This is a genomic window from Haloterrigena sp. KLK7, from assembly GCF_037914945.1.
GTDB lineage: Archaea > Halobacteriota > Halobacteria > Halobacteriales > Natrialbaceae > Haloterrigena > Haloterrigena salinisoli.
Genome location: NZ_CP149787.1, coordinates 2,140,211 through 2,158,696, shown reverse-complemented (window position 1 = coordinate 2,158,696; position 18,486 = coordinate 2,140,211). Strand labels below are relative to the sequence as shown.

The window sequence follows — 18,486 nt, the reverse complement described above, 5'->3', positions numbered from 1 at the left end:
CAGTACCGGTGTCCGTTCGAACACGTCACCGTCGTGTGCTCGCCGAACGCCGCCACCGAGTGCCTGATCTTCAGTTCGGTACCCTCGCTCGGGACCGAAACGCTCGTTCGCTCTCCACACTGTGGACACTCGACCTCCTGCGTCACCGGTATTTGCATTCGCGTTCACCCGTGTTACCGTACGGCACGCAGGGAGATAACGGATTCTCAGGAAAACCGAACGAGTTGCCGGCGCATTCGCGGCTGCGAGCAGGTGCACGCCTCTTTGAGGCGCCGCACCTGTGCTCTCGCTCGGTTTCACGGGGGCTTCCGATAACGGGCGATTCGTCAGTGGCTCACGCCGAACAGTTGTTCGGTCCCAACTCGAGTTCCGTGCGGTCCTCGGGTGGTCGCTCCTCGAGACCGCGGTTCAGGTCGATGATCGCCTCGTAGTTCGCCGGCTTCTCGCCGGCGTCGGCCATGCGGTCGACGAACGTCTCCTCCTCGAGGGCGAGCACGTCGATTTCGGTGCGAGCCTCTCGGACCGTCGTCCGGATCGGTTCGCCGGCCGACCCGTGTTCGAACGTGCCGTCGTCGGCGACCGAGACGTGGCCCGGGAGGACGACGACGTCCTCGGGTTCGGCCAGGATCGTCCGGTGGAGCGTCTCGTAGAGCATCTCGGCACCTTCCTCCCCCTCGCTCTCACTGAACTCGAGTTCCGTCCGCCCCACCGAGTCGACGTGCAGCGTGTCGGCGGTGAGCAGCGCCGCGCCGTCGACCAGCAGGTTGATCATCTCGCTGGTGTGGCCCGGCGCGGAGAGCGCCTTGAGCTCGAGGTCCCCGACGCCGAGGACCTCGTTTCGCTCGAGCGGCGTGAACTCGAAATCGACGCCGCGGTCGGCCGCTCGCGCGCCGAGGTAGTAGGGGACCGCGAGGCCATCGGCCAACTCCCGACCGCCGGAGACGTGGTCGGCGTGGACGTGGGTGTCGACGACGCCGACGATCGTCAGGCCGGCCTCCTCCGCGGCGACCTCGTACTCGTCGATTCATCCGTCGGGTCGACGACGATCGCCTCGCCCGTCGCCGGACAGCCGACGACGTAGCCCAGACAGCCCGTCGCCCGCCGTTGGAGTTGAACGATCGTCGGGGCGTCCGTGTCGATTCCGACGCCGCCCCCACCGACGTCGATCTGGACGTGGTCGTAGACGCCGCTCCAGCCCTTCATCCCGCCGTCGACCGTCGCCACGTCGTACGCGTCGGTGGCCGACTCGAGTCGCGTCGCCAGGTTGCCCGACGAGATCCCCTTCGCGCAGACGGTGATCACGCGGTCGGTATCGCCGACGACGTCCGCGAACGCCTCGAGGCGGTCGTCCAGTTCCTCCTCGGGGCCGAAGGAGAAGTGCACCGCCCCCGGGACGTGCCAGGACTCGTAGCTGTCCTCGGGGCGGGTATCGACGAGGGCGAACTCGTCGTCCCCGTCGACGAGTTCGGCGAGTCGGTCGGCCGAGAGCGTGGTGACCATACCGGTTCGTACGTCCGCGCGTGACGTAAGTCCCGTCACGCAGGTTCCGCTGGGGGCGAAGCGACCGATTCCGCGGCGATCGGACGTTCGACCGACGGCTCACAGACGATCGACCGCCGACCGACACCGACGGCGTCAGACTCGACGCAACTGTCGTTCCGGAAGAGAGGTCCATTTAACTGACACACCGACGAACGATCGGTATGTCCCTCTCAGAGGCCGTCGACGCGGCCGTCGCAGCAGTCCGTCGCCGACCGGGCGATCTCCTCCCCTGGTACGTTCTCGGCGCCGCCGTCCCCGCGATCGCCCGCGTCGTCCCGTTCCTCGCGGTCGCGATCGGCTACGCCTACCTCGCGACGACCGGCCGGCTCGAGACGATCGTCGCGGCGCTACGGGAACTGAACACCGAGCCGCCGGATCCGAACGCCGAGCCCGAGGCGTTCGACGCGTGGGCCAGCCAGTTCGAGGTGCTCGTCGAGCAGGTGCTCACGCCGACGATGATCCTGCTGACCCTCGCGACGATCGCCGTGACGATCGTCGTGGGGATCGCGTTGTACGCGGCCGTCGCCGCCGGACAGCTGACGGCCTGTTCCGCACGGCTCCGCGGGAATCGCGGCGTCGCGGCCGGGTTCGCGGGCGCCCGTCGCTACTGGCTGCGGTTCCTCGGGCTCTACCTCCTCGAGTTGCTGGCGTGGATCGGCGTCCTGCTGACGCTCGGCCTGGTCATCGGGATCGTCGCCGCCGTCGTCACGCTGTCGACCGGCTCGGGCGGGGCCACCCTTCTCGTCGGAGCCGTCGCCGGGCTCGCGGCACTGCTGGCGGTCCGCGCGGTGTTCGCGTTCGCGTCGGTCGCCGTCGTCGTCGACGACACGACCGCGGTCGACGCGGTGACGAACGCGCTCGGATTCATCCGATCGAAGCCCATCGAAGCGGGCGTCTACTACGCCGTCGCGCTCGGGACGACGATCGCGCTCGCGGCGTTCTCGGCGGTAATCACGTTCGTCGACGTCGCTACCCTGCTGTCGGTGGTGACGCCGCTGGTCGCGTTCCCGGCGCTGGACCTCCTGAAGACGGCCGTCTACAACGACTATCGACGGCGCCTCGAGCCGCCGACCGCGCCGGAGCGGTCCCTCGGCGAGCAGTTGCGCGACGGCGTTCGGCACGGCTGGTCAGAGATGATCGCGTTCGTTCGCGAGACGCCCGGCACGCACGCGCTCGTCGTCGCCCTCGCGCTCGGGGGCTTCTGGGCCGGCTGGGCGGCCGCGGCGCCGATCGCCGACACGGTCGAGACGTCGATCTCGGCGCGACTCGTCGATCACAACCCGTTCGCCGCGACCCTCGAGTTCTTCGCCAACAACTGGCTGGTCGCGCTCACGACGGCGCTGGCCGGCGTCGTGTTGGTACTCCCCGCGGTCGCCTCGCTGCTATTCAACGGGGTGGCGATGGGGGTCGTCGCCCGAACCGAGGTCGAGCCGACGGAACTGCTCGCGTTCGTCGTCCCCCACGGCGTCTTCGAGATTCCGGCGATCTTCGTCGCCTCGGCGCTGGGTATCCGGCTCGGTGTCACCGGCTGGCGAACCGTTCGCGGGGACGCGAGCCGGACGGACCTCGCCGACGCGCTCGAGCGGGCGTTTTGGGTGCTGATCGGCGTCGGCGTCCTGCTGGCGGTCGCGGCGGCCATCGAGGGCTTCGTGAGTCCGTACTACTACGACCTGCTGCTCTGACGTCCGCCGGCCGTCCGCGCTCCGGCGCGCCTCGAGCGGCTCAGTGACGGAAACTCTCGATCAGGCGTACGCTTCGAACTCCTCGCCGAACAGCAGGAAGTAGGCGGTGCCGAGCAGTCCGACAACGGTCGCGACGGAGAAGGCGAGCGTCGGCGAGCCGCCGAACACCGTCTCGCCGGTGAGCGGGTTCGAGAACCCGCCCCAGAGCAGGCCGCCCAGCGCGGCGCTGGGGATGACGATCAGGTTCCGCAGGAGGTAGTACGTGCCCGTGACGCGGCCGCCGGCGCCCCGCTCGGCCGGGCCGACGATCAGCGCCTTGTGCGCGGGGAGGCCCGCGAAGCGCAGCCCGGAGAAGGCGAAGAGCGCGGCGAGAGCGAGGGCGCCCCCGTTCTCCGTCGGCGCGTTGATCAGCAGGATCGGAAAGATCGCGTAGACGAAAAAGCCCAGCGCGACGACCGGTTTCAGCCCGATTCGCTCGGCGGCTTTCGCGACCGGGATCATCGTCAGCAGGGCCACGAACATCTCGATCCCGAGCAGAACGCCGAAGTACGACTGGGGCGAGAGCTCGAGGGTCCCCATCGCGGGCACGGAGAGGGTGAGTCCGACCTCGAGGAAGCGCGTGACGACGATGACGAAGAAGACGTAGACCATCCCGTTGGCGAAGCGGACGAGGGTGTCGCCGACCAGCAGCGGTCGGAGTTCGTCGGGCATCGCCCGCAGGTCGTCGATGACCTGCGAGACGCCGCCGAACTCCTTCCCGACGCTGTCCGCCTCGGCCTCGTAGAGGACGTGCTGGACGACCGTGCCGACGACGCCGAAGACGACGGCGACGAGCAGGATCAGTTGAAAGGCGACCTGCACGTCGGCGTCGCTCGAGCCGAACGGGTAGAACAGCGCGGCGGCGAGCAGCGGGCCGACCAGAAAGGCGGTGCGACGGAACGTCTCGGTGCTCGCGAAGCCGGCGGCGAGCTGGGACGGCGGGACCGCCTGTTTGACGATCGCGAACGTCGCCCCGAGTCCGAACGACTTCCACGCCTGCGAGAAGAACAGGCCGACGAAGATCGCGACGATCGCGAGCGACGTGGGACCGACGGAGACGTCCGCGAGCAGGGGCGCGGCCAGCCAGACCCCGAAGCCGACGGTCGAACACAGCCCGAAGGCGGTCAGTGCGTACCGCGAGCCGATGCGATCGGAGATCGCCCCGCCCGGGTAGGGGTAGACGGCGCTGATGACGTTCCCGACCGTCCCGAACAGGCCGACAACGAACGCCGACGCACCCAGCGCGTACATGTACTCGGCCACGTAGCGGCTGGTCATCTGGAATCCCAGACTGAACGCGAACATCGCCGCCGAGAGGACCAGCACGTCGCGCTCGAGCGCGAAGAACTGTCGGTAGGCGTCCAGCGGATCGGCCTCCTCAGTCTCCGGAGCGTCCCGCTCGAGACTCATAGTCGCACGTGTCCGTTCGAGTGTCTTTGTTGTTTTCCTCAGCTGACAGCCGACGACTCGTCGCAGTGAAACTGTCGGAACTGCCCGCTCGCTGGCGAACACCGAACCAATAAAGGCGAACGGGTCCGTCCACAGGGACATGACGACGACGCTCGGAACGGCGAGTGCGGCCCCCGGCGAGATCGATACGGGCCGTCTCGAGGTCGGCGAAACCCGGGACGGAAGCTCGTTCGGGTTACCGGTCGCCGTGATCAACGGCGAGCGGGCGGGAAAGACGCTCTATCTGCAGGCGGCGAGCGACGGCGACGAGCTCAACGGTGTCGGCGTCATTCAGCGCGTCGTCCCGCGGCTCGATCCCGCCGAAATCGCTGGGACGATCCTGGTCGTCGGGATCGTCAACTACCACGCGTTTCAGGTCGCCGAACACCGGAATCCGATCGACGACACGAAGATGAACCGCGCCTACCCCGGCAACGAGACCGGCACCTCGAGCGAGCGGATCGCCGCCGCGACGTTCGAGGTCGCGACCCGGGCCGATCTGATCCTCGACCTCCACCAGGGCTCGACCAGTCGAATGATCGACGAGGTCCGGGTTCGCTGCGGGAAACGCCACCGCCTCCACGACGACTGCCTCGAACTCGCGAAGGTCTTCGGCTGCGGGTACATCCTCGATCAGAAGGGGCCCGACGGCCAGCTGGCCCGCGCCGCACCGGACGAGGGGATCCCGACCGTCGATCCCGAACTCGGCGGGGCCGTCGGCTGGGACGAGGAGAGTATCCGCAAGGGCGTCGAGGGCGTGTTCAACGTCCTCACCTACTACGGCTTCCTCGACGGGGAGGCGACCGTCGAGACCCAGACGCGTGCCAACGGGTTCGAACAGTACGGGGCGCCGGGCGGCGGCCTGATCTCGTTCGAGCGGGACTTAGGCGAGCGCGTCCGTCGCGGCGACCTGCTGTTCGAACTGACGACCCCCTTCGGCGAACGGAAGGCGGAGGTGACCGCCGACAGCGACGGGATCCTCTGGCGGACCCGGCGGCTGCCACAGGTCGCCAGCGGCGAGTACGTCTGTTCTGTCGCCACCGATATCGACGACTACTGACATGGCATCCGATCTCATTTGTCCGAACTGCGAGACCGTCTACGAGGCCGGACCGACCGAACCGTGGCGCTGCGCCTGCGGCCACGCCCTCGAGTTCACCGAACGGCCGCACCCGCAGGGCGATCCCCTGCCGCTACAGAACCTCGATACGACCGAGGGGCTCTGGACGTTCTTCGAGTTCCTGCCGATCGAGAAGCACGTGACCTTCCACGAGGGCTTTACCCCCCTCGTCGACGCGCCCGACTGGGACGCCCAGTTCAAACTCGAGTACGTGTTTCCGACGGGCTCGTTCAAGGACCGGGGCGCGACGACGACCCTCTCCCGAGCAGTGGAACTCGGCGTCGAGAAGGTCATCGAGGACTCCTCGGGCAACGCCGGCGCCGCGATCGCGACCTACGCGGCCCGCGCGGGCCTCGAGGCCGACATCTACGTCCCGGCGGACGTCAAGCAATCGAAGCTGATGGCCATCCAGCGGGCCGACGCCCGGCCGGTCCGGATCGAGGGGAGCCGACGGGACGTCACCGACGCCTGTATCGACGCCGTCGAGGGCGAGGCGCAAGGCGCCTCGGAAAGCGAGAGCGGGGACACCCCGCGACAGACGGGAGCGGGCTGGTACGCCAGCCACGCCTGGAACCCGGCGTTCTACGCGGGCACGATGACCTTCGCGTTCGAGGTCGCCGCCCAGCAGGGGTGGACCGTGCCCGACGCCGTCGTGCTCCCGATCGGCCACGGAACGCTGTTTCTGGGGGCCTACCGCGGCTTTTCGCTGCTCAACGAGGCCGGCATCGTCGACGGCATGCCCCGACTGCTGGGTGCGCAGGCGACCGGCTACACGCCGATCGTCGACGAACTCGAGGGCGGGCGTACCGAAGCGGACGAAGACGCGGACGGCGCCGAGATCGCCGACGGGATCAGAATCGCCGAACCGGCCCGGAAGGGCGAGATCCTCCGGGCCATCGAGGCGACCGGCGGCGACGCCATCGCTCTCGGCGCGGACCCGATCGAGACGGCGCTCGATCGGCTCCACCGCGGCGGCTTCTACGTCGAGCCGACCTGCGCGGTCGCCCCCGCGGCGCTCGAGCAGTACCGCGACGACGACGTGCTCGACGCCGACGACGACGTCGTCGTCCCCCTGACCGGCAGCGGACTGAAAACGCTTTGAGGACGGGGTTCCGAAACCCGAACGAATGGTCAGTCGACCGCCGACGTTCTGTCCCGACTGCGGTACCCGCCTCGAGAAGACACGGGTCGACAACCGCGATCGAAAACGGTGTCCGGCCTGCGAGACCGTCGTCTGGCACAATCCCATCCCCTGTGCGAGCGTCGCGGTCGTCGACCGCTCGCGGGACGACGCCGCGGTGCTCTGCGTCGAGCGCGGCGTCCCGCCGGGCGTCGGCGAGTGGACCCTCCCCGGCGGCCACATCGAGATCGGCGAGGAGCCCGCGGCGGCCGCCGCGCGCGAACTCGAGGAGGAAACCGGCGTCAGCGTCGACCCCGGCGCGCTCGAGATCCTGAGCGCGTCGGCGATGGCGCCCCGGGACGGCAAGCACGTGGTGACGGTCCACTACGTCGCCGACCGGACGGACGCGACGGGCGACCCGACGGCCGGCAGCGACGCGACGAACGCGCGGTTCTGGACGCCGGCGGCCTTCGACGCCTCCGGCGAGCGGTTCCGACCCGTCCACGACGAGCGGTTCCGGGAGGCCGCCGCGGTCTTCGAGTGACCGTCGCCTCGCCCCGCTCTTCGAATCCGGCGCGGAGCGGGTCGTCGACGGCCGCGACCGCGGCTGCGACCGGAACCGGCGCGAGACGGGATCAGGGGATTCAATAGCGATCCGACCCTCCATCGGACGATGAGCATTCCGTCGTTCGCTATCGGGATCGCCGGCGGGACGGGAGCCGGGAAGACGACCGTCGCGCGGACCGTCGCCGAGACGGTCGGCGAAGCGGTCACCCGTATCCCGATCGACAACTATTACAAGGATCTCTCGCACCTCACGTACGAAGAGCGAGCGGACGTCAACTACGATCACCCGTCGGCCTTCGAGTGGGAACTCCTCCGGGAGCAACTGGACGCCCTGCTCATGGGTCAGCCGGTCGAGATGCCCCAGTACGACTTCGAGGTCCACAACCGCAAGGACGAGCGCGTCACGGTCGAGCCGACGGACGTGATCGTCCTGGAGGGTATCCTCTCGCTGTACGACGAGGATATCCTCGAGATGCTCGATCTCCGCGTTTACGTGATGACCGACGCGGACGTCCGAATCCTCCGACGGATCGAACGCGACGTCATCGAGCGCGGCCGCGATCTGGAGGGGGTGATCGGGCAGTACCTCGAAACGGTCAAACCGATGCACGAGCAGTTCGTCGAACCGACGAAGAAGAACGCGGACGTGATCATTCCCGAAGGGGCGAACCGAATGGCGGTCGACCTGTTGACCGAGAAGATTCAGGCCGAACTCGCGAGCGACGGCGCCGAGCCGGGAGATGAACTCGGCTCCGAACTGTCGTTCGAGGGTCCGACGACGGAGTGACGGCGAGGGCGAGCGAACCCGACATTCCTTTACTTCGGCCCTGAATACGGGCGGGTATGTTCCTTGCCTTACGCGCGGAGGTCGAGGAGACCCTCGAACGGGCGCTCTCTGCACTCGACTTCCCGACCGACGACCTCGGGATCGAAGAACCGCCGGAAGACGTCGACAGCGTCCTCGCCTCGAGCGTGGCCTTCCGACTCGCCGGCGAAGCCGGTGCTCCACCGCCGCAGGTCGCGGGCCAGCTGGCCGACGAACTCGACGCCGACGAGCTGACCTACGTCTCCGAAGTGCAGACGCAGGGCCCCTATCTCAACTTCCTGCCGAGCGACGCCTATCTCGCCGAGACTCTCGAGACCGCGACCGCGGAAACCTACGGCGCCCTCGAGGACCGCGACGAAAGCGTCGTCGTCGAGCACACGAGCGCGAACCCGACGGGGCCGGTCCACGTCGGCCGCGCCCGGAATCCGATCATCGGCGACGCAGTGGCTAACCTGCTCGAGTACGCCGGTTACGACGTCGACCGCCACTACTACGTCAACGACGCCGGTCGGCAGATGGCCGTCTTCACGTGGGCCTACGAGACCTTCGACGAGGAGGACCTCGAGGGAGAGCCCGAGCGCGACCGGAAGGAGTACGACCTCGTGCGCTACTACCGGAAGGGGAACGCCTACCTCGAGAACGCCGCCGAGGAAGCGGTCGCGGAGGCCGAGGCCGAGATCGAGTCGATCATGCAGGGCCTGGAGGCCGGCGACGACGAGGCCTACGAGCGGGTCAGCGAGGTCGTCGATCAGGTGCTCGGCGGAATGACGGAATGTCTCGAGCGCCTGCCCGCGGAGTTCGACGAGTTCGTCAAGGAGACCCGGTTCATGCGAAACGGCGACACCGACGACCTCGTCTCGCGGCTGAAAGAGCTCGACGAAGCGGTCTACGAGGAGGACGCCTGGCAGCTCGAACTCGAGGACCACGGGATCGACAAGAACCTCGTCTTCCTGCGCTCGGACGGCACCTCGCTGTACGCCACCCGCGATCTGGCCCACCACGAGTGGAAGTTCGACGAGTACGACCGCGCGGTGACGGTGCTGGGCGAGGACCACAAACTGCAGGCCAGACAGCTCCGGACGACCCTCGAACTGCTCGGCAACGACACCGACGGCCTCCGACAGGTGCTCTACTCGTACGTCAACCTGCCCGAGGGGAAGATGTCGACGCGTCGCGGCACGGGCGTCGATCTCGACGACCTGCTCGACGAGGCGATCGACCGCGCCCGCGAGGAGGTCGAGGACCGCCTGGACGACCGCATCCGCGACGACGACCTGGACGTCGAGGACATCGAGCGTATCGCCCATCAGGTCGGCATCGGCGCCGTCCGGTACGACATCGTCTCCAAACAGCCGACGAAGGCGATCACCTTCGAGTGGGACCGGGCGCTTGACTTCGAGGCCCAGTCGGCGCCGTACGTCCAGTACGTCCACGCGCGCTGCTGTGGCATCCTGGAAGAGGCGGGTCTCGACCCCGAAACCGACCTCGCGGGACAGGACGTCGAACTCGAGGCCCTCGAGGCCGATCTGCTCGAGACCGACGCCGAGCGGGACCTGCTCGAGACGATCGCGCGGTTCCCGGCGGTCGTCGACGAGGCCGCGGACGACCTCGAACCGCACCAGATCGCGACCTACACGCGCGAGTTCGCCGACCGGTTCAACGCCTTCTACCGGGAGTGTCCCGTACTGGCCGACGACGTCGACCCGGACGTCAGGGAGGCCCGACTCGCGCTCGTGGCCGCGTCGAAACACACGGTCGCCAACGCGCTGTCGATCCTCGGCGTCGAAGCACCGCGCTCGATGTGACGTCGGGCCGGTCGCTCGTCGGCTCACTCGCTACTACGGCCGGTCCCCACTGACGCCGTTCGAGCGCGTGAAAAAGACGGTTTGCGTCGAATCGTCGATCGGATCGCGCTCGCTCTCACTCGGCCGTCGACTTGACCTTCGTGAGGAACTCCTCCGCCGAGAGGTCGCCGTTCTTGTAGCTGACGAGCCACTCGGTCTTCACGGAGAACGAGACCACCTTCTTCTTCTCGTGGTCGACGACCCAGTCGATGGACTCGATCGCGTCCGCGAACGCCTCGAGGTCGACGATCGCGCTCTTGTGCGCGTCGGCCAGCGTCCCGAGCTCCGCGTACAGTTTCTCGAGATCGGTGACGTCGCTCGTCGCGACGACCTCGACCGTGCCGTCCGTCCGTTCGATCGACGCGACCGTTACCGAGTCGCTCTTCAGTGAGAGTTTCGAGCCGTCGAATCCGGGGATGTCCGCATCGGACGTCTCGTCGTCGGTCCCGTCGGACTTCTCGGAGTCGCTGTCGTCGGTGTTCTCGGTGTCCTTGGAGTTGTCCTCGGTGTCCTTGGAGTCGTTCTCGGGCTCGTCGTCGGTGTTCGACTCGGTATCGTCGTCGGGCTCGTCGTCGCCACCGCCGCTGCCGGTACAGCCCGCGAGTGCGGTTGTGAGCGCTGCGCCACTGCCTAGGAGGATCTTTCGTCGCTCCATGGGCGACCGATCGCTACGGGAATTGATTAGTAATTAGTTCGTTACGGTCAGTAGACAGATACACTCACGGCAATAGAGGGGAACGCGGACGGTTTTCTCGGACTCACCTCTATCGTCGCTCGAGCGACCCGCTATCGCCGATACAATCGGTAGTATGTGCCGCATGAACGACAATATTGAGTGATTATCACGCGTTTACGACCGTCACTGAATCCGATGGGAACCGCCTGTCTCGAGCGCGAAACGCTCGGGACAGGAACTGCCTACCGTCCGACGCGGACGGATACGGGACGTCCCGGCCGCCGCTCGAGGGGCGTAACGCCGATCAGGAGTCGGACTCGGCTTCCGTAATCGCACTCGAGACGTCGTCGTGGGCCGCCTCCCGCTCGGTTGACTCCTCGTCGGTCGAGGCGTCGGACGGGTCGGCCGCGGTGGAATCGGCGTCGTCGTCCGCGTCCTCCGTCGTGTCTGCGACCTCGATGCCCGCCAGATCGGCCGCGAGCCGTCGGTAGGCGCCGGCGGCGGGGCCGTCGGGTTCGTAGACGACCAGCGGCGTTCCGGCGTAGACGCTCTCGCGGGCCGCGGGATCGTCGGGGATCATCGCCAGCAGGGGCGTCTCGAGGCGCGCGGCGATCTCCTCGTAGGAGACGTCGCTGTCGGGGCGCGTCCGGGTGATGACGAGGCCGGTGACGTCGCCGCCCGCGCGCTCGGTCAACTCGAGGGTCTTCTTCGAGTCGTGGACCGCCGCGGGTTCGGGCGTGGAGACGAGAACGACCGCGTCGGCCAGTCCGAGCGGGAGCACGGTTTCGTGGCTGACCCCGGCGCCGACGTCGAGGAAGACGTAGTCGAACCGCTCTCGGAGCTCGTCGACGACTTCGCGCAGGCCCTCGGGGGAGGTGTCGGCGTACTCGTCGAGGCTGGTGCCGCTCGGGACCGCGACGATGTTCTCGGTGATTCGATAGGTGGCGTCGTCGACCGATGCGTCGCCGGACAGCACGTCGTGCAGCGTCGTCGAGTCGGGGGAGAGACTGACGAACCCGGCGAGGTTCGCCATTCCGAGGTCGGCGTCGACGATGGCGACGCGCTCGCCGGCCTGGGCCAGCGCCGTCCCGAGGTTCACCGTCGTCGTCGTCTTTCCGACCCCGCCTTTCCCGCTCGCGATAGCATAGACCGTCTCGTGAGACATACTGGATACTGTCCGGACAGTAGAACGGGAGGACCTTAAAACGTGACCTCGGCACGCGACTCGACATCGGCTCGCGGACGCGACGGTCGATTCCCGTTGTGCGCCCCCGCGGACATCGGCGTCTCAAAGAATACTTACCCACAGGACCGTTTCCTAGGGACAATGAGCCAGGAGGGCGAACAGGAGCAATCCGACCGGAAGAAATACGAGTTCCGGAAGGTTCTCGAGGATCTCAAGGACTTCGACGGCTCCGGGACGCAGCTCGTGACGATCTACGTACCCGAGGATAGACAGATCAGTGACGTCGTCCAGCACGTCACGCAGGAACACAGCGAGGCGGCCAACATCAAGTCCAAGCAGACGCGGACGGCCGTCCAGGACGCGCTGACGAGCATCAAGGACCGACTGCGCTACTACGACACGTATCCGCCGGAGAACGGACTCGTGCTGTTCTCGGGTGCGGTCGACTCCGGCGGCGGCCGCACGGAGATGGTCACGAAGGTCCTCGAGAGCCCGCCCCAGCCCGTCGAGTCGTTCCGCTACCACTGCGACTCCGATTTCTTGACGGAGCCGTTAGAGGAGATGATGGCGGACAAGGGCCTCTACGGTCTGATCGTCCTCGACCGGCGCGAGGCCAACGTCGGCTGGCTGAAGGGGAAGCGCATCGAACCCGTCAAGTCCGCCTCCTCGCTCGTCCCCGGCAAACAGCGTAAGGGGGGTCAGTCCGCCCAGCGATTCGCCCGCCTGCGCCTCGAGGCCATCGACAACTTCTACCAGGAGGTCGCCGGGATGGCGAACGACCTGTTCGTCCCCCGGCGCCACGAACTCGACGGAATCCTCGTCGGGGGCCCCTCGCCTACGAAAGACGAGTTCCTCGACGGTGACTATCTCCACCACGAGATCCAGGACAACGTCATCGGCAAGTTCGACGTCGCCTACACCGACGAGTCGGGCCTGAAGGACCTCGTCGACAACGCCGAGGAGGCGCTGGCCGACGCCGAGGTGATGAAGGACAAGAAGGTCATGGAGGAGTTCTTCGAGGAACTCAACGCGGGCGATCAGGCCACCTACGGCTTCGAGCAGACCCGCCAGAACCTGATGATGGGCGCGGTCGACCGACTGCTCATCAGCGAGGACCTCCGCAAGGACGTCGTCACCTACGACTGTCCGGAGTGTGGCAACACCGACCGCGAGGTCATCGACCGCCGCAAGTCCACGCCCGACCACACCTGCACCGACTGCGGTACCGAGGTCGAGGCGACCGAGGACGACCGCGAGGACGCGATCGACCACCTCATCGAGATCGCCGAACAGCGCGGCACCGAGACCAAGTTCATCTCGACGGACTTCGAGAAGGGCGAACAGCTCTACAACGCCTTCGGCGGCTTCGCCGGTCTCCTGCGGTACTCCACCGGCGTCTAAGCGTCCCGTACTCGCTCCTGTCGTTCTCCGCCGTCGGTGCTCTCTTCTCTCGGCTTCGGACGGACCGATTCACTCGTCGACCACCGCTCGAGCGAACGCGTTCCCCCGTACGGGGCCGTTACCAGCCAGTCGTAATCTCTCCAGTACCGGGAGAAGGGGTGCATTCGCCGATTAGAAGATGTAACGGACTCTACCCTTTTCGATCGTTCGCTGACGTCGATCGAATATGTGGCAGACACCGACGCGCCGGGGGGTACTCGAGGGTGTCGCGGTCGGGGGGCTCGTTCCCGTCGCCGCCACGGGGACCGCCGCGGCGCGGACGGCGGTTCAGGACGCACCGATCGACGTAACGATCCAGGAGACGAACAGTCCGGTCGAGACGGGAGCCGTCCTCGAGGTGACCGCGACGGTCGAGAACGGCGGCAGCGGGTCCCTGTCGACCGACGCCGTGCTCGTCGTCGGCCACGATCCGACGGTCGTCGACACGCGGTCGATACAGGTGGGAGCCGGGGCCACGGAGACCGTCGAACTCACGTTCGAGACGGCGATCGTCGACAACGATCAGGAGTTTCCCGTCTGGGTCGTCGTCGACGGCGCGGCCGACAGCACGAACGTCCTCGCCTACGCGGACGCGCCGCCGGTCGCGATCGAGATCTTTCGGACGAACGATCCCCTCGCGACCGGCGAGGTCCTCGAGGTGACCGCACGGCTCGAGACCGAGGGTGACGTGTCGGCGACGGAGACCGTCGAGTTGATCGTCGGTCACAATCCGACGACCGTCGATTCGGCGACCGTTTCGGTGCAATCCGGCGGCGGCCGACTGGTAACCCTGGAGTTCGAGACGGCGATCGTCGACAACACGCAGGAGTTCCCGGTCCGGGTGGTCGGCTCGTCCGATTCGGCCGAACGGACCGTCCGCGTGATCGGACGGAACGACGACCCCGTCGAGACGGACGTGACCTTCACCTCGTGTACGCGAGCGGAGGTTTCGGGCACGTTCGGCGACGGCGACAGCGTGGCGGCGAGCACCGGCTTCTACAACGAGGGCGGGGGCGAGCCGCTCTACGGCAACACGCTCCTCGAGGACTGGATCGAGATCGGCACCCACGTCGACGCGCCGTTCTCGGGCACGATCGTCTTCGAGATCGGCGACGAACGCGACGTCTCGACCACGCCCGACGGGGCTCGCGTGGAGGTTCCGGATTACGGCGAGCTCGGGACGGTGCTGACCGGCATCACGCTGCCGCCGGACTACCCGACCGCGACGATCTCCCGCTCGAACCCACAGGCCCAATCCTGTCTCGAGGAGATCGAGAGCGGAGCCGGGGGCGAGGGAACGCTCTCGGTCTCGATCGACGGGACGAACGCGCCCGTCGACGCCGGCGATTTCCTCGAGGTGACGGCGGTCGTCGAGAACACCGGCGGCGGATCGGCCTCGGGCACCGTCGCGCTCGTCGTCGGTCACGACCCTCAGGAGGTCGACTCGACGACCGTCTCCCTCGAGTCGGGCGCGAGCGAGACCGTGTCGCTGGGGTATACGACCTATCCGGCGGCGCAGACGACCGAGTTCCCGGTTCGGGTCGAGACTCCGGACGACTCGGCCGTCCGGTCGGTCACCGTATACGGCACCGAGAGCTAGGTGTCGCGACGACGGCCTCGACTCGAGGTACCGAGACAGCGATGCGACCGTCCCGATCGAGACGGCCGGACGGACCGTGAAAAACCGAGCTCGCAGTCGAGTGACCGACACTAGAGCGTTCCGCGGAGGCGGACCGCGTCGTCGGTGATCTCCGCGATGCTCCCCTCGTCGAGCGGGTGGGCCTCCTCGCTTCTGGACCCCCAGCCGAGTTTCGCCGCGATCGTGTCCGTCAGACTCGGATCCGGTTCGACGTAGCCGCGGCCGTCGTGGACGTCGACCAGTCGGCCGACTTCGGTCCCGTCGGTGTTCAGGACCCGTTTCCCCTCGTCCGCTTCGGTGAGTGTCCCCTCGGTCATACTCGTTCGACGGTGGTTCGCGCGTCGACCGTACCGACTAGCCGACGGGACGGAGACGCGAGCAATAAATAGCCGAAATCGTTCCGCCGGTCACCGGCCCGTTATCGCTCGCTCGCGCGTTAGCGCTCGAGTAGGCGTCCGTTACGTCGGGATAGTGACGTTCAGCTCCGCTCGAGGGAGTCCACAACAGAAGGGTTATGCCGGTAGTCGCGTATTACCAGTCGATCAATGGACGAATCCCCTCCCTTCGCCGCGTCGTTCGACGACCCCCGGATCACGACCCAGTTCTGCCGCCGGGTCCCCGGGTCGTCCGGCGACTGCGTTCTTCTCGGCGTCGTCCACGACCACCCCGCGAGCATCGCGCGCGTCGATCGCATCCTCGAGTCCGTCGCCCCCGACACGGTCGCCCTCGAGTTACCGTCGGCGGCCCTCCCGCTGTATCGCGCCTACGCCCGCGACGGCTCCGACGACTCCCCGCCCCGGTTCGGCGGCGAGATGAGCGCCGCGATCCACGCCGCGCCCGAGGCCGACGTCGTCGGCATCGACGCGCCCAACTGGTCGTTCGTCCGGCGGCTCGTGGCCCGGCTGATCGCCGACCGCGTCTCGCCGTCGACGGCCCGCCGCGTCCTCTCGGGGCTGGGCGGCGCGACGCGGGAGGCGCTGACCTGCCGCGTCGCGGCGACGCTGACCCACGCGACGTCGATGACCATCGCCTGCGACGATCCGATCGAGTACGACTGCGACCACGACGACTCCCCGGAGCGCCAGGCCGCTCACGAACGCTCCCACGTCGCCAGCGTCCAGGCGCTGCTGGGCAGCGTCGCGACCGAGGGCAGTGCGCTCACCTACCGCGACGACACCCGCGAGCGCTGTATGATCGACCGACTCGAGACGTTGCGGACGGAGACGGACGGCGATATCGTCGCCGTCGTCGGCGTCGACCACCTCGGGACGCTGGCGGACGCGCTGTCGGCGTAGCGCAGACGCGCCGCTTCTTACTCGAGGTCGTCACTTCGGACGGCGAGACGGCCACAAACCGCGAGAGGGAGGGTCAGCGCTGTGCGGGCGGTTCGATCAGAATTTCGCCGTCGCTGGAGACCGTCACGTAGTGGTCGCGAACGGTGAAGCCGAGCGTGCCGCCGCTTCGCTGGCGGCCGTCGTGGCGCGGCCGGAAGAGGGCGTTCAGGGCGACGGGATCGATGGCGTCGTACAGCGAGATGTAGCCGTCGGTGACGTCGGTCCCCATGCAGTCGGCCAGCGCGTGGACCACGGTCGTGCTGAGCCTGGCCGGCCCGTCGGGGTCGTGCGTTGCGCGATAGACCGATGGAGAGCGAGACTGTGAGGCGGGGGAGTGAGTGCGGTGTCCGTGCATGACTGTTCGTCGTCTCCTTCCACTCTGTGTTTGAAGGCCAAAAACGTAATCGTTCATTACTCGACTCATTCCACGAGTTATAGGCGAATATATAGAAAATGCGTACAGTTATAGTATCGCGAATATCGGGCGGGAACGCCGCGATCGAGATCGGAAACCCGCTGGCCGACTGCACCGAACCGCGGTCACCGCCGGAGCGTCGAGATGCAGTTCCAACAGTAGGTGAACGTCTGGTCGGCCTCGTTTCGAACGCCGCAGTGCGGACAGCGGATCGTCTCGCCGTCGAACTCGATGTCGTGCTCGCCCTCGGGGTCGTCCGGGTCGCCGACGTCGTCGACCGCACGCGGGTAGCGGTCGGGACCGGGCGAGGTGTGGGAACTCGCGCGGTCGGGATCGGCGAACGAGGGCGAGCTCGCGTTGTCGCCGTCACCGCCCCGGACGTAGACGTAGTACAGTACCAGGTGGAGGAGGGCGAACAACACCACGTAGCCGATGAGCCAGCCCCAGAGCTCCATCAGTGTGCTATAGGTTCTCAAGCCACTTGGATATTCCCCGCCTCAGGAATCCCGGAGAGTCAGAACGGGGCGAATAACAGGGCCGGCGACCGGTCAGCGGAGGTCGCGCTCGAACTCGTCGAAGACCTCGAGGTCGTCGGGGAGGTCGTACTCGATGCGGCGCTGTTCCTGGCGGTTGACGCCGGCCTCGTCGACCGGCGTGGCGACGTCCTCCCAGCCGGGCTTGATCTTGACGCTCTTGGCCGGCGTGCCGATGGCGATGTGGTGGGCGGGCACGTCGTGCTGGACGATGCCGCGCGCGCCGACGATGGCGTTCTCGCCGACCTTACAGCCCGCGCGGACCATCGCGTCGTAGGTGAGGCGGACGTCGTCCTCGACGACGGTGTGGTAGTTGCGGACCTCGGTCTGGTCGACGACGTCGTGATCGTGGCTGTAGATGTGAACGCCGTCGGAGATCGAGACGCGATCGCCGATGGTCAGCTTCCCGCGGTCGTCTAAGTGGACGTCGTCGTGGACGACCGTGTTGTCACCGATCGTGATGTTGTGGCCGTAGGTGAACGTGATACCCTTGAAGAAGCGGCAGCCGTCGCCGCACTCCTCGAAGAGGTGGTCGGCGAGCATCCGCCGGAATCGCAGCGCGAACTCGACGTTGTCCGCGATCGGCAGGCTGTCGAACTGTCGCCACAGCCACTGGAGGTGCTTGGAGCGGCGGAACCGCTCCTCGTCCTTCTCGGCGTAGTACTCGCTCTCGAGGGTCGTGTTACAGGGGTCGTAGCTCTGCAGTCGGACGCGCTCGGCCGTCGAGACCGACTCGCCGTTCCGCCAGCGCTCGTAGGCCTCGCGGTCGCCCGAGAGATCGATCAGGACGTCCTCGACGACCGAACAGGTGTCCTCGTCGCTCGAGAGTCGCCGGTCGACCTCGTCGATGAACTCGCGCATTCCCGCCTCCGCCTCCCCTGGGAGCGAGACGTACCGCTTTGTCATATCTCGAGGTATTGCCCGCCGTGTTCATAGGGGATTCGATTGGGTAATCAGATTGCCGGGTCGACAGAACAGCGGACCGATCGGTCGCTCGACCGTGACAGTCTCCGCAATACGGGAAAACCCTCAATTCCGTGTCAGTCGTACGCCCGATACGCGCGCCCGCCGTTC

At 67.3% G+C, this 18,486-nt stretch carries 16 protein-coding genes and 1 pseudogene; 9 read left to right on the top strand and 8 right to left on the bottom strand.

What is annotated here, in order from left to right:
• Nucleotides 1–334: 334 nt before the first annotated feature.
• A pseudogene (locus WD430_RS10580) lies at nt 335–1,500 on the bottom strand (rhodanese-like domain-containing protein).
• 203 nt (nt 1,501–1,703) lie between these two features.
• Here WD430_RS10580 and WD430_RS10575 point away from each other — a divergent pair.
• Nucleotides 1,704–3,224: a stage II sporulation protein M gene (locus WD430_RS10575; RefSeq protein WP_339102418.1), complete on the top strand. Its 1,521-nt coding sequence runs from the start codon at nt 1,704–1,706 to the stop codon at nt 3,222–3,224.
• 60 nt (nt 3,225–3,284) lie between these two features.
• Here the strand turns inward: WD430_RS10575 and WD430_RS10570 are convergent, their stop codons facing one another.
• Nucleotides 3,285–4,673, bottom strand: coding sequence for an MFS transporter (locus WD430_RS10570; protein ID WP_339102417.1), 1,389 nt, complete (start codon nt 4,671–4,673; stop codon nt 3,285–3,287).
• A 139-nt stretch (nt 4,674–4,812) separates the two neighbouring features.
• Between WD430_RS10570 and WD430_RS10565 the strand changes: the two genes are divergently transcribed.
• From WD430_RS10565 to argS, 5 genes are all read left to right on the top strand, one after another.
• Nucleotides 4,813–5,772: a succinylglutamate desuccinylase/aspartoacylase family protein gene (locus WD430_RS10565; protein WP_339102416.1), complete on the top strand. Its 960-nt coding sequence runs from the start codon at nt 4,813–4,815 to the stop codon at nt 5,770–5,772.
• A gap of 1 nt (nt 5,773) precedes the next feature.
• Nucleotides 5,774–6,934 carry a pyridoxal-phosphate dependent enzyme gene (locus tag WD430_RS10560; protein ID WP_339102415.1) on the top strand — a complete coding sequence of 387 codons (1,161 nt, stop codon included), beginning with the start codon at nt 5,774–5,776 and terminating at the stop codon, nt 6,932–6,934.
• Nucleotides 6,935–6,959: 25 nt separating this feature from the next.
• Nucleotides 6,960–7,496: an NUDIX hydrolase gene (locus WD430_RS10555; RefSeq protein WP_339102414.1), complete on the top strand. Its 537-nt coding sequence runs from the start codon at nt 6,960–6,962 to the stop codon at nt 7,494–7,496.
• Between the two features lie 129 nt (nt 7,497–7,625).
• Nucleotides 7,626–8,306 carry a uridine kinase gene (gene udk / locus WD430_RS10550; protein WP_339102413.1) on the top strand — a complete coding sequence of 227 codons (681 nt, stop codon included), beginning with the start codon at nt 7,626–7,628 and terminating at the stop codon, nt 8,304–8,306.
• 56 nt (nt 8,307–8,362) lie between these two features.
• Nucleotides 8,363–10,150, top strand: coding sequence for an arginine--tRNA ligase (gene argS, locus WD430_RS10545; RefSeq protein ID WP_339102412.1), 1,788 nt, complete (start codon nt 8,363–8,365; stop codon nt 10,148–10,150).
• A 115-nt stretch (nt 10,151–10,265) separates the two neighbouring features.
• Here the strand turns inward: argS and WD430_RS10540 are convergent, their stop codons facing one another.
• Both WD430_RS10540 and minD read right to left on the bottom strand, forming a co-directional pair.
• A complete protein-coding gene (locus WD430_RS10540) occupies nt 10,266–10,844 on the bottom strand; it encodes a hypothetical protein (protein WP_339102411.1) in 579 nt (192 codons plus the stop codon).
• A 325-nt stretch (nt 10,845–11,169) separates the two neighbouring features.
• Nucleotides 11,170–12,030, bottom strand: coding sequence for a cell division ATPase MinD (gene minD, locus WD430_RS10535; RefSeq protein WP_339102410.1), 861 nt, complete (start codon nt 12,028–12,030; stop codon nt 11,170–11,172).
• A 162-nt stretch (nt 12,031–12,192) separates the two neighbouring features.
• On the opposite strand from minD, the gene prf1 reads away from it, so the two are divergent.
• Nucleotides 12,193–13,452 carry a peptide chain release factor aRF-1 gene (prf1, locus tag WD430_RS10530; RefSeq protein ID WP_339102409.1) on the top strand — a complete coding sequence of 420 codons (1,260 nt, stop codon included), beginning with the start codon at nt 12,193–12,195 and terminating at the stop codon, nt 13,450–13,452.
• Between the two features lie 226 nt (nt 13,453–13,678).
• Nucleotides 13,679–15,091, top strand: coding sequence for a CARDB domain-containing protein (locus tag WD430_RS10525; protein WP_339102408.1), 1,413 nt, complete (start codon nt 13,679–13,681; stop codon nt 15,089–15,091).
• 110 nt (nt 15,092–15,201) lie between these two features.
• Here WD430_RS10525 and WD430_RS10520 read toward each other — a convergent pair whose 3' ends face one another.
• Nucleotides 15,202–15,447, bottom strand: a complete 246-nt coding sequence (locus tag WD430_RS10520) for a PRC-barrel domain containing protein (RefSeq protein ID WP_339102407.1) — start codon at nt 15,445–15,447, stop codon at nt 15,202–15,204.
• Between the two features lie 228 nt (nt 15,448–15,675).
• Between WD430_RS10520 and WD430_RS10515 the strand changes: the two genes are divergently transcribed.
• A complete protein-coding gene (locus WD430_RS10515; protein ID WP_339102406.1) occupies nt 15,676–16,425 on the top strand; it encodes a hypothetical protein in 750 nt (249 codons plus the stop codon).
• Between the two features lie 73 nt (nt 16,426–16,498).
• Here WD430_RS10515 and WD430_RS10510 read toward each other — a convergent pair whose 3' ends face one another.
• The 3 genes from WD430_RS10510 to WD430_RS10500 all read right to left on the bottom strand — a co-directional run bounded on the left by WD430_RS10510 (nt 16,499) and on the right by WD430_RS10500 (nt 18,318).
• Complete coding sequence (locus tag WD430_RS10510) at nt 16,499–16,819, bottom strand: HalOD1 output domain-containing protein (protein ID WP_339102405.1); 321 nt, start codon at nt 16,817–16,819, stop codon at nt 16,499–16,501.
• A gap of 185 nt (nt 16,820–17,004) precedes the next feature.
• Nucleotides 17,005–17,334: a hypothetical protein gene (locus WD430_RS10505; protein WP_339102404.1), complete on the bottom strand. Its 330-nt coding sequence runs from the start codon at nt 17,332–17,334 to the stop codon at nt 17,005–17,007.
• Nucleotides 17,335–17,427: 93 nt separating this feature from the next.
• Nucleotides 17,428–18,318, bottom strand: a complete 891-nt coding sequence (locus WD430_RS10500; RefSeq protein WP_339102403.1) for an acyltransferase — start codon at nt 18,316–18,318, stop codon at nt 17,428–17,430.
• Nucleotides 18,319–18,486 lie beyond the last annotated feature (168 nt).

Coding starts and splice junctions, on each gene's coding strand:
- WD430_RS10575 (WP_339102418.1), top strand. CDS start 1,704: ATGTCCCTCTCAGAGGCCGTCGACGCGGCCGTCGCAGCAGTCCGTCGC.
- WD430_RS10570 (WP_339102417.1), bottom strand. CDS start 4,673: ATGAGTCTCGAGCGGGACGCTCCGGAGACTGAGGAGGCCGATCCGCTG.
- WD430_RS10565 (WP_339102416.1), top strand. CDS start 4,813: ATGACGACGACGCTCGGAACGGCGAGTGCGGCCCCCGGCGAGATCGAT.
- WD430_RS10560 (WP_339102415.1), top strand. CDS start 5,774: ATGGCATCCGATCTCATTTGTCCGAACTGCGAGACCGTCTACGAGGCC.
- WD430_RS10555 (WP_339102414.1), top strand. CDS start 6,960: ATGGTCAGTCGACCGCCGACGTTCTGTCCCGACTGCGGTACCCGCCTC.
- udk (WP_339102413.1), top strand. CDS start 7,626: ATGAGCATTCCGTCGTTCGCTATCGGGATCGCCGGCGGGACGGGAGCC.
- argS (WP_339102412.1), top strand. CDS start 8,363: ATGTTCCTTGCCTTACGCGCGGAGGTCGAGGAGACCCTCGAACGGGCG.
- WD430_RS10540 (WP_339102411.1), bottom strand. CDS start 10,844: ATGGAGCGACGAAAGATCCTCCTAGGCAGTGGCGCAGCGCTCACAACC.
- minD (WP_339102410.1), bottom strand. CDS start 12,030: ATGTCTCACGAGACGGTCTATGCTATCGCGAGCGGGAAAGGCGGGGTC.
- prf1 (WP_339102409.1), top strand. CDS start 12,193: ATGAGCCAGGAGGGCGAACAGGAGCAATCCGACCGGAAGAAATACGAG.
- WD430_RS10525 (WP_339102408.1), top strand. CDS start 13,679: ATGTGGCAGACACCGACGCGCCGGGGGGTACTCGAGGGTGTCGCGGTC.
- WD430_RS10520 (WP_339102407.1), bottom strand. CDS start 15,447: ATGACCGAGGGGACACTCACCGAAGCGGACGAGGGGAAACGGGTCCTG.
- WD430_RS10515 (WP_339102406.1), top strand. CDS start 15,676: ATGGACGAATCCCCTCCCTTCGCCGCGTCGTTCGACGACCCCCGGATC.
- WD430_RS10510 (WP_339102405.1), bottom strand. CDS start 16,819: ATGCACGGACACCGCACTCACTCCCCCGCCTCACAGTCTCGCTCTCCA.
- WD430_RS10505 (WP_339102404.1), bottom strand. CDS start 17,334: ATGGAGCTCTGGGGCTGGCTCATCGGCTACGTGGTGTTGTTCGCCCTC.
- WD430_RS10500 (WP_339102403.1), bottom strand. CDS start 18,318: ATGACAAAGCGGTACGTCTCGCTCCCAGGGGAGGCGGAGGCGGGAATG.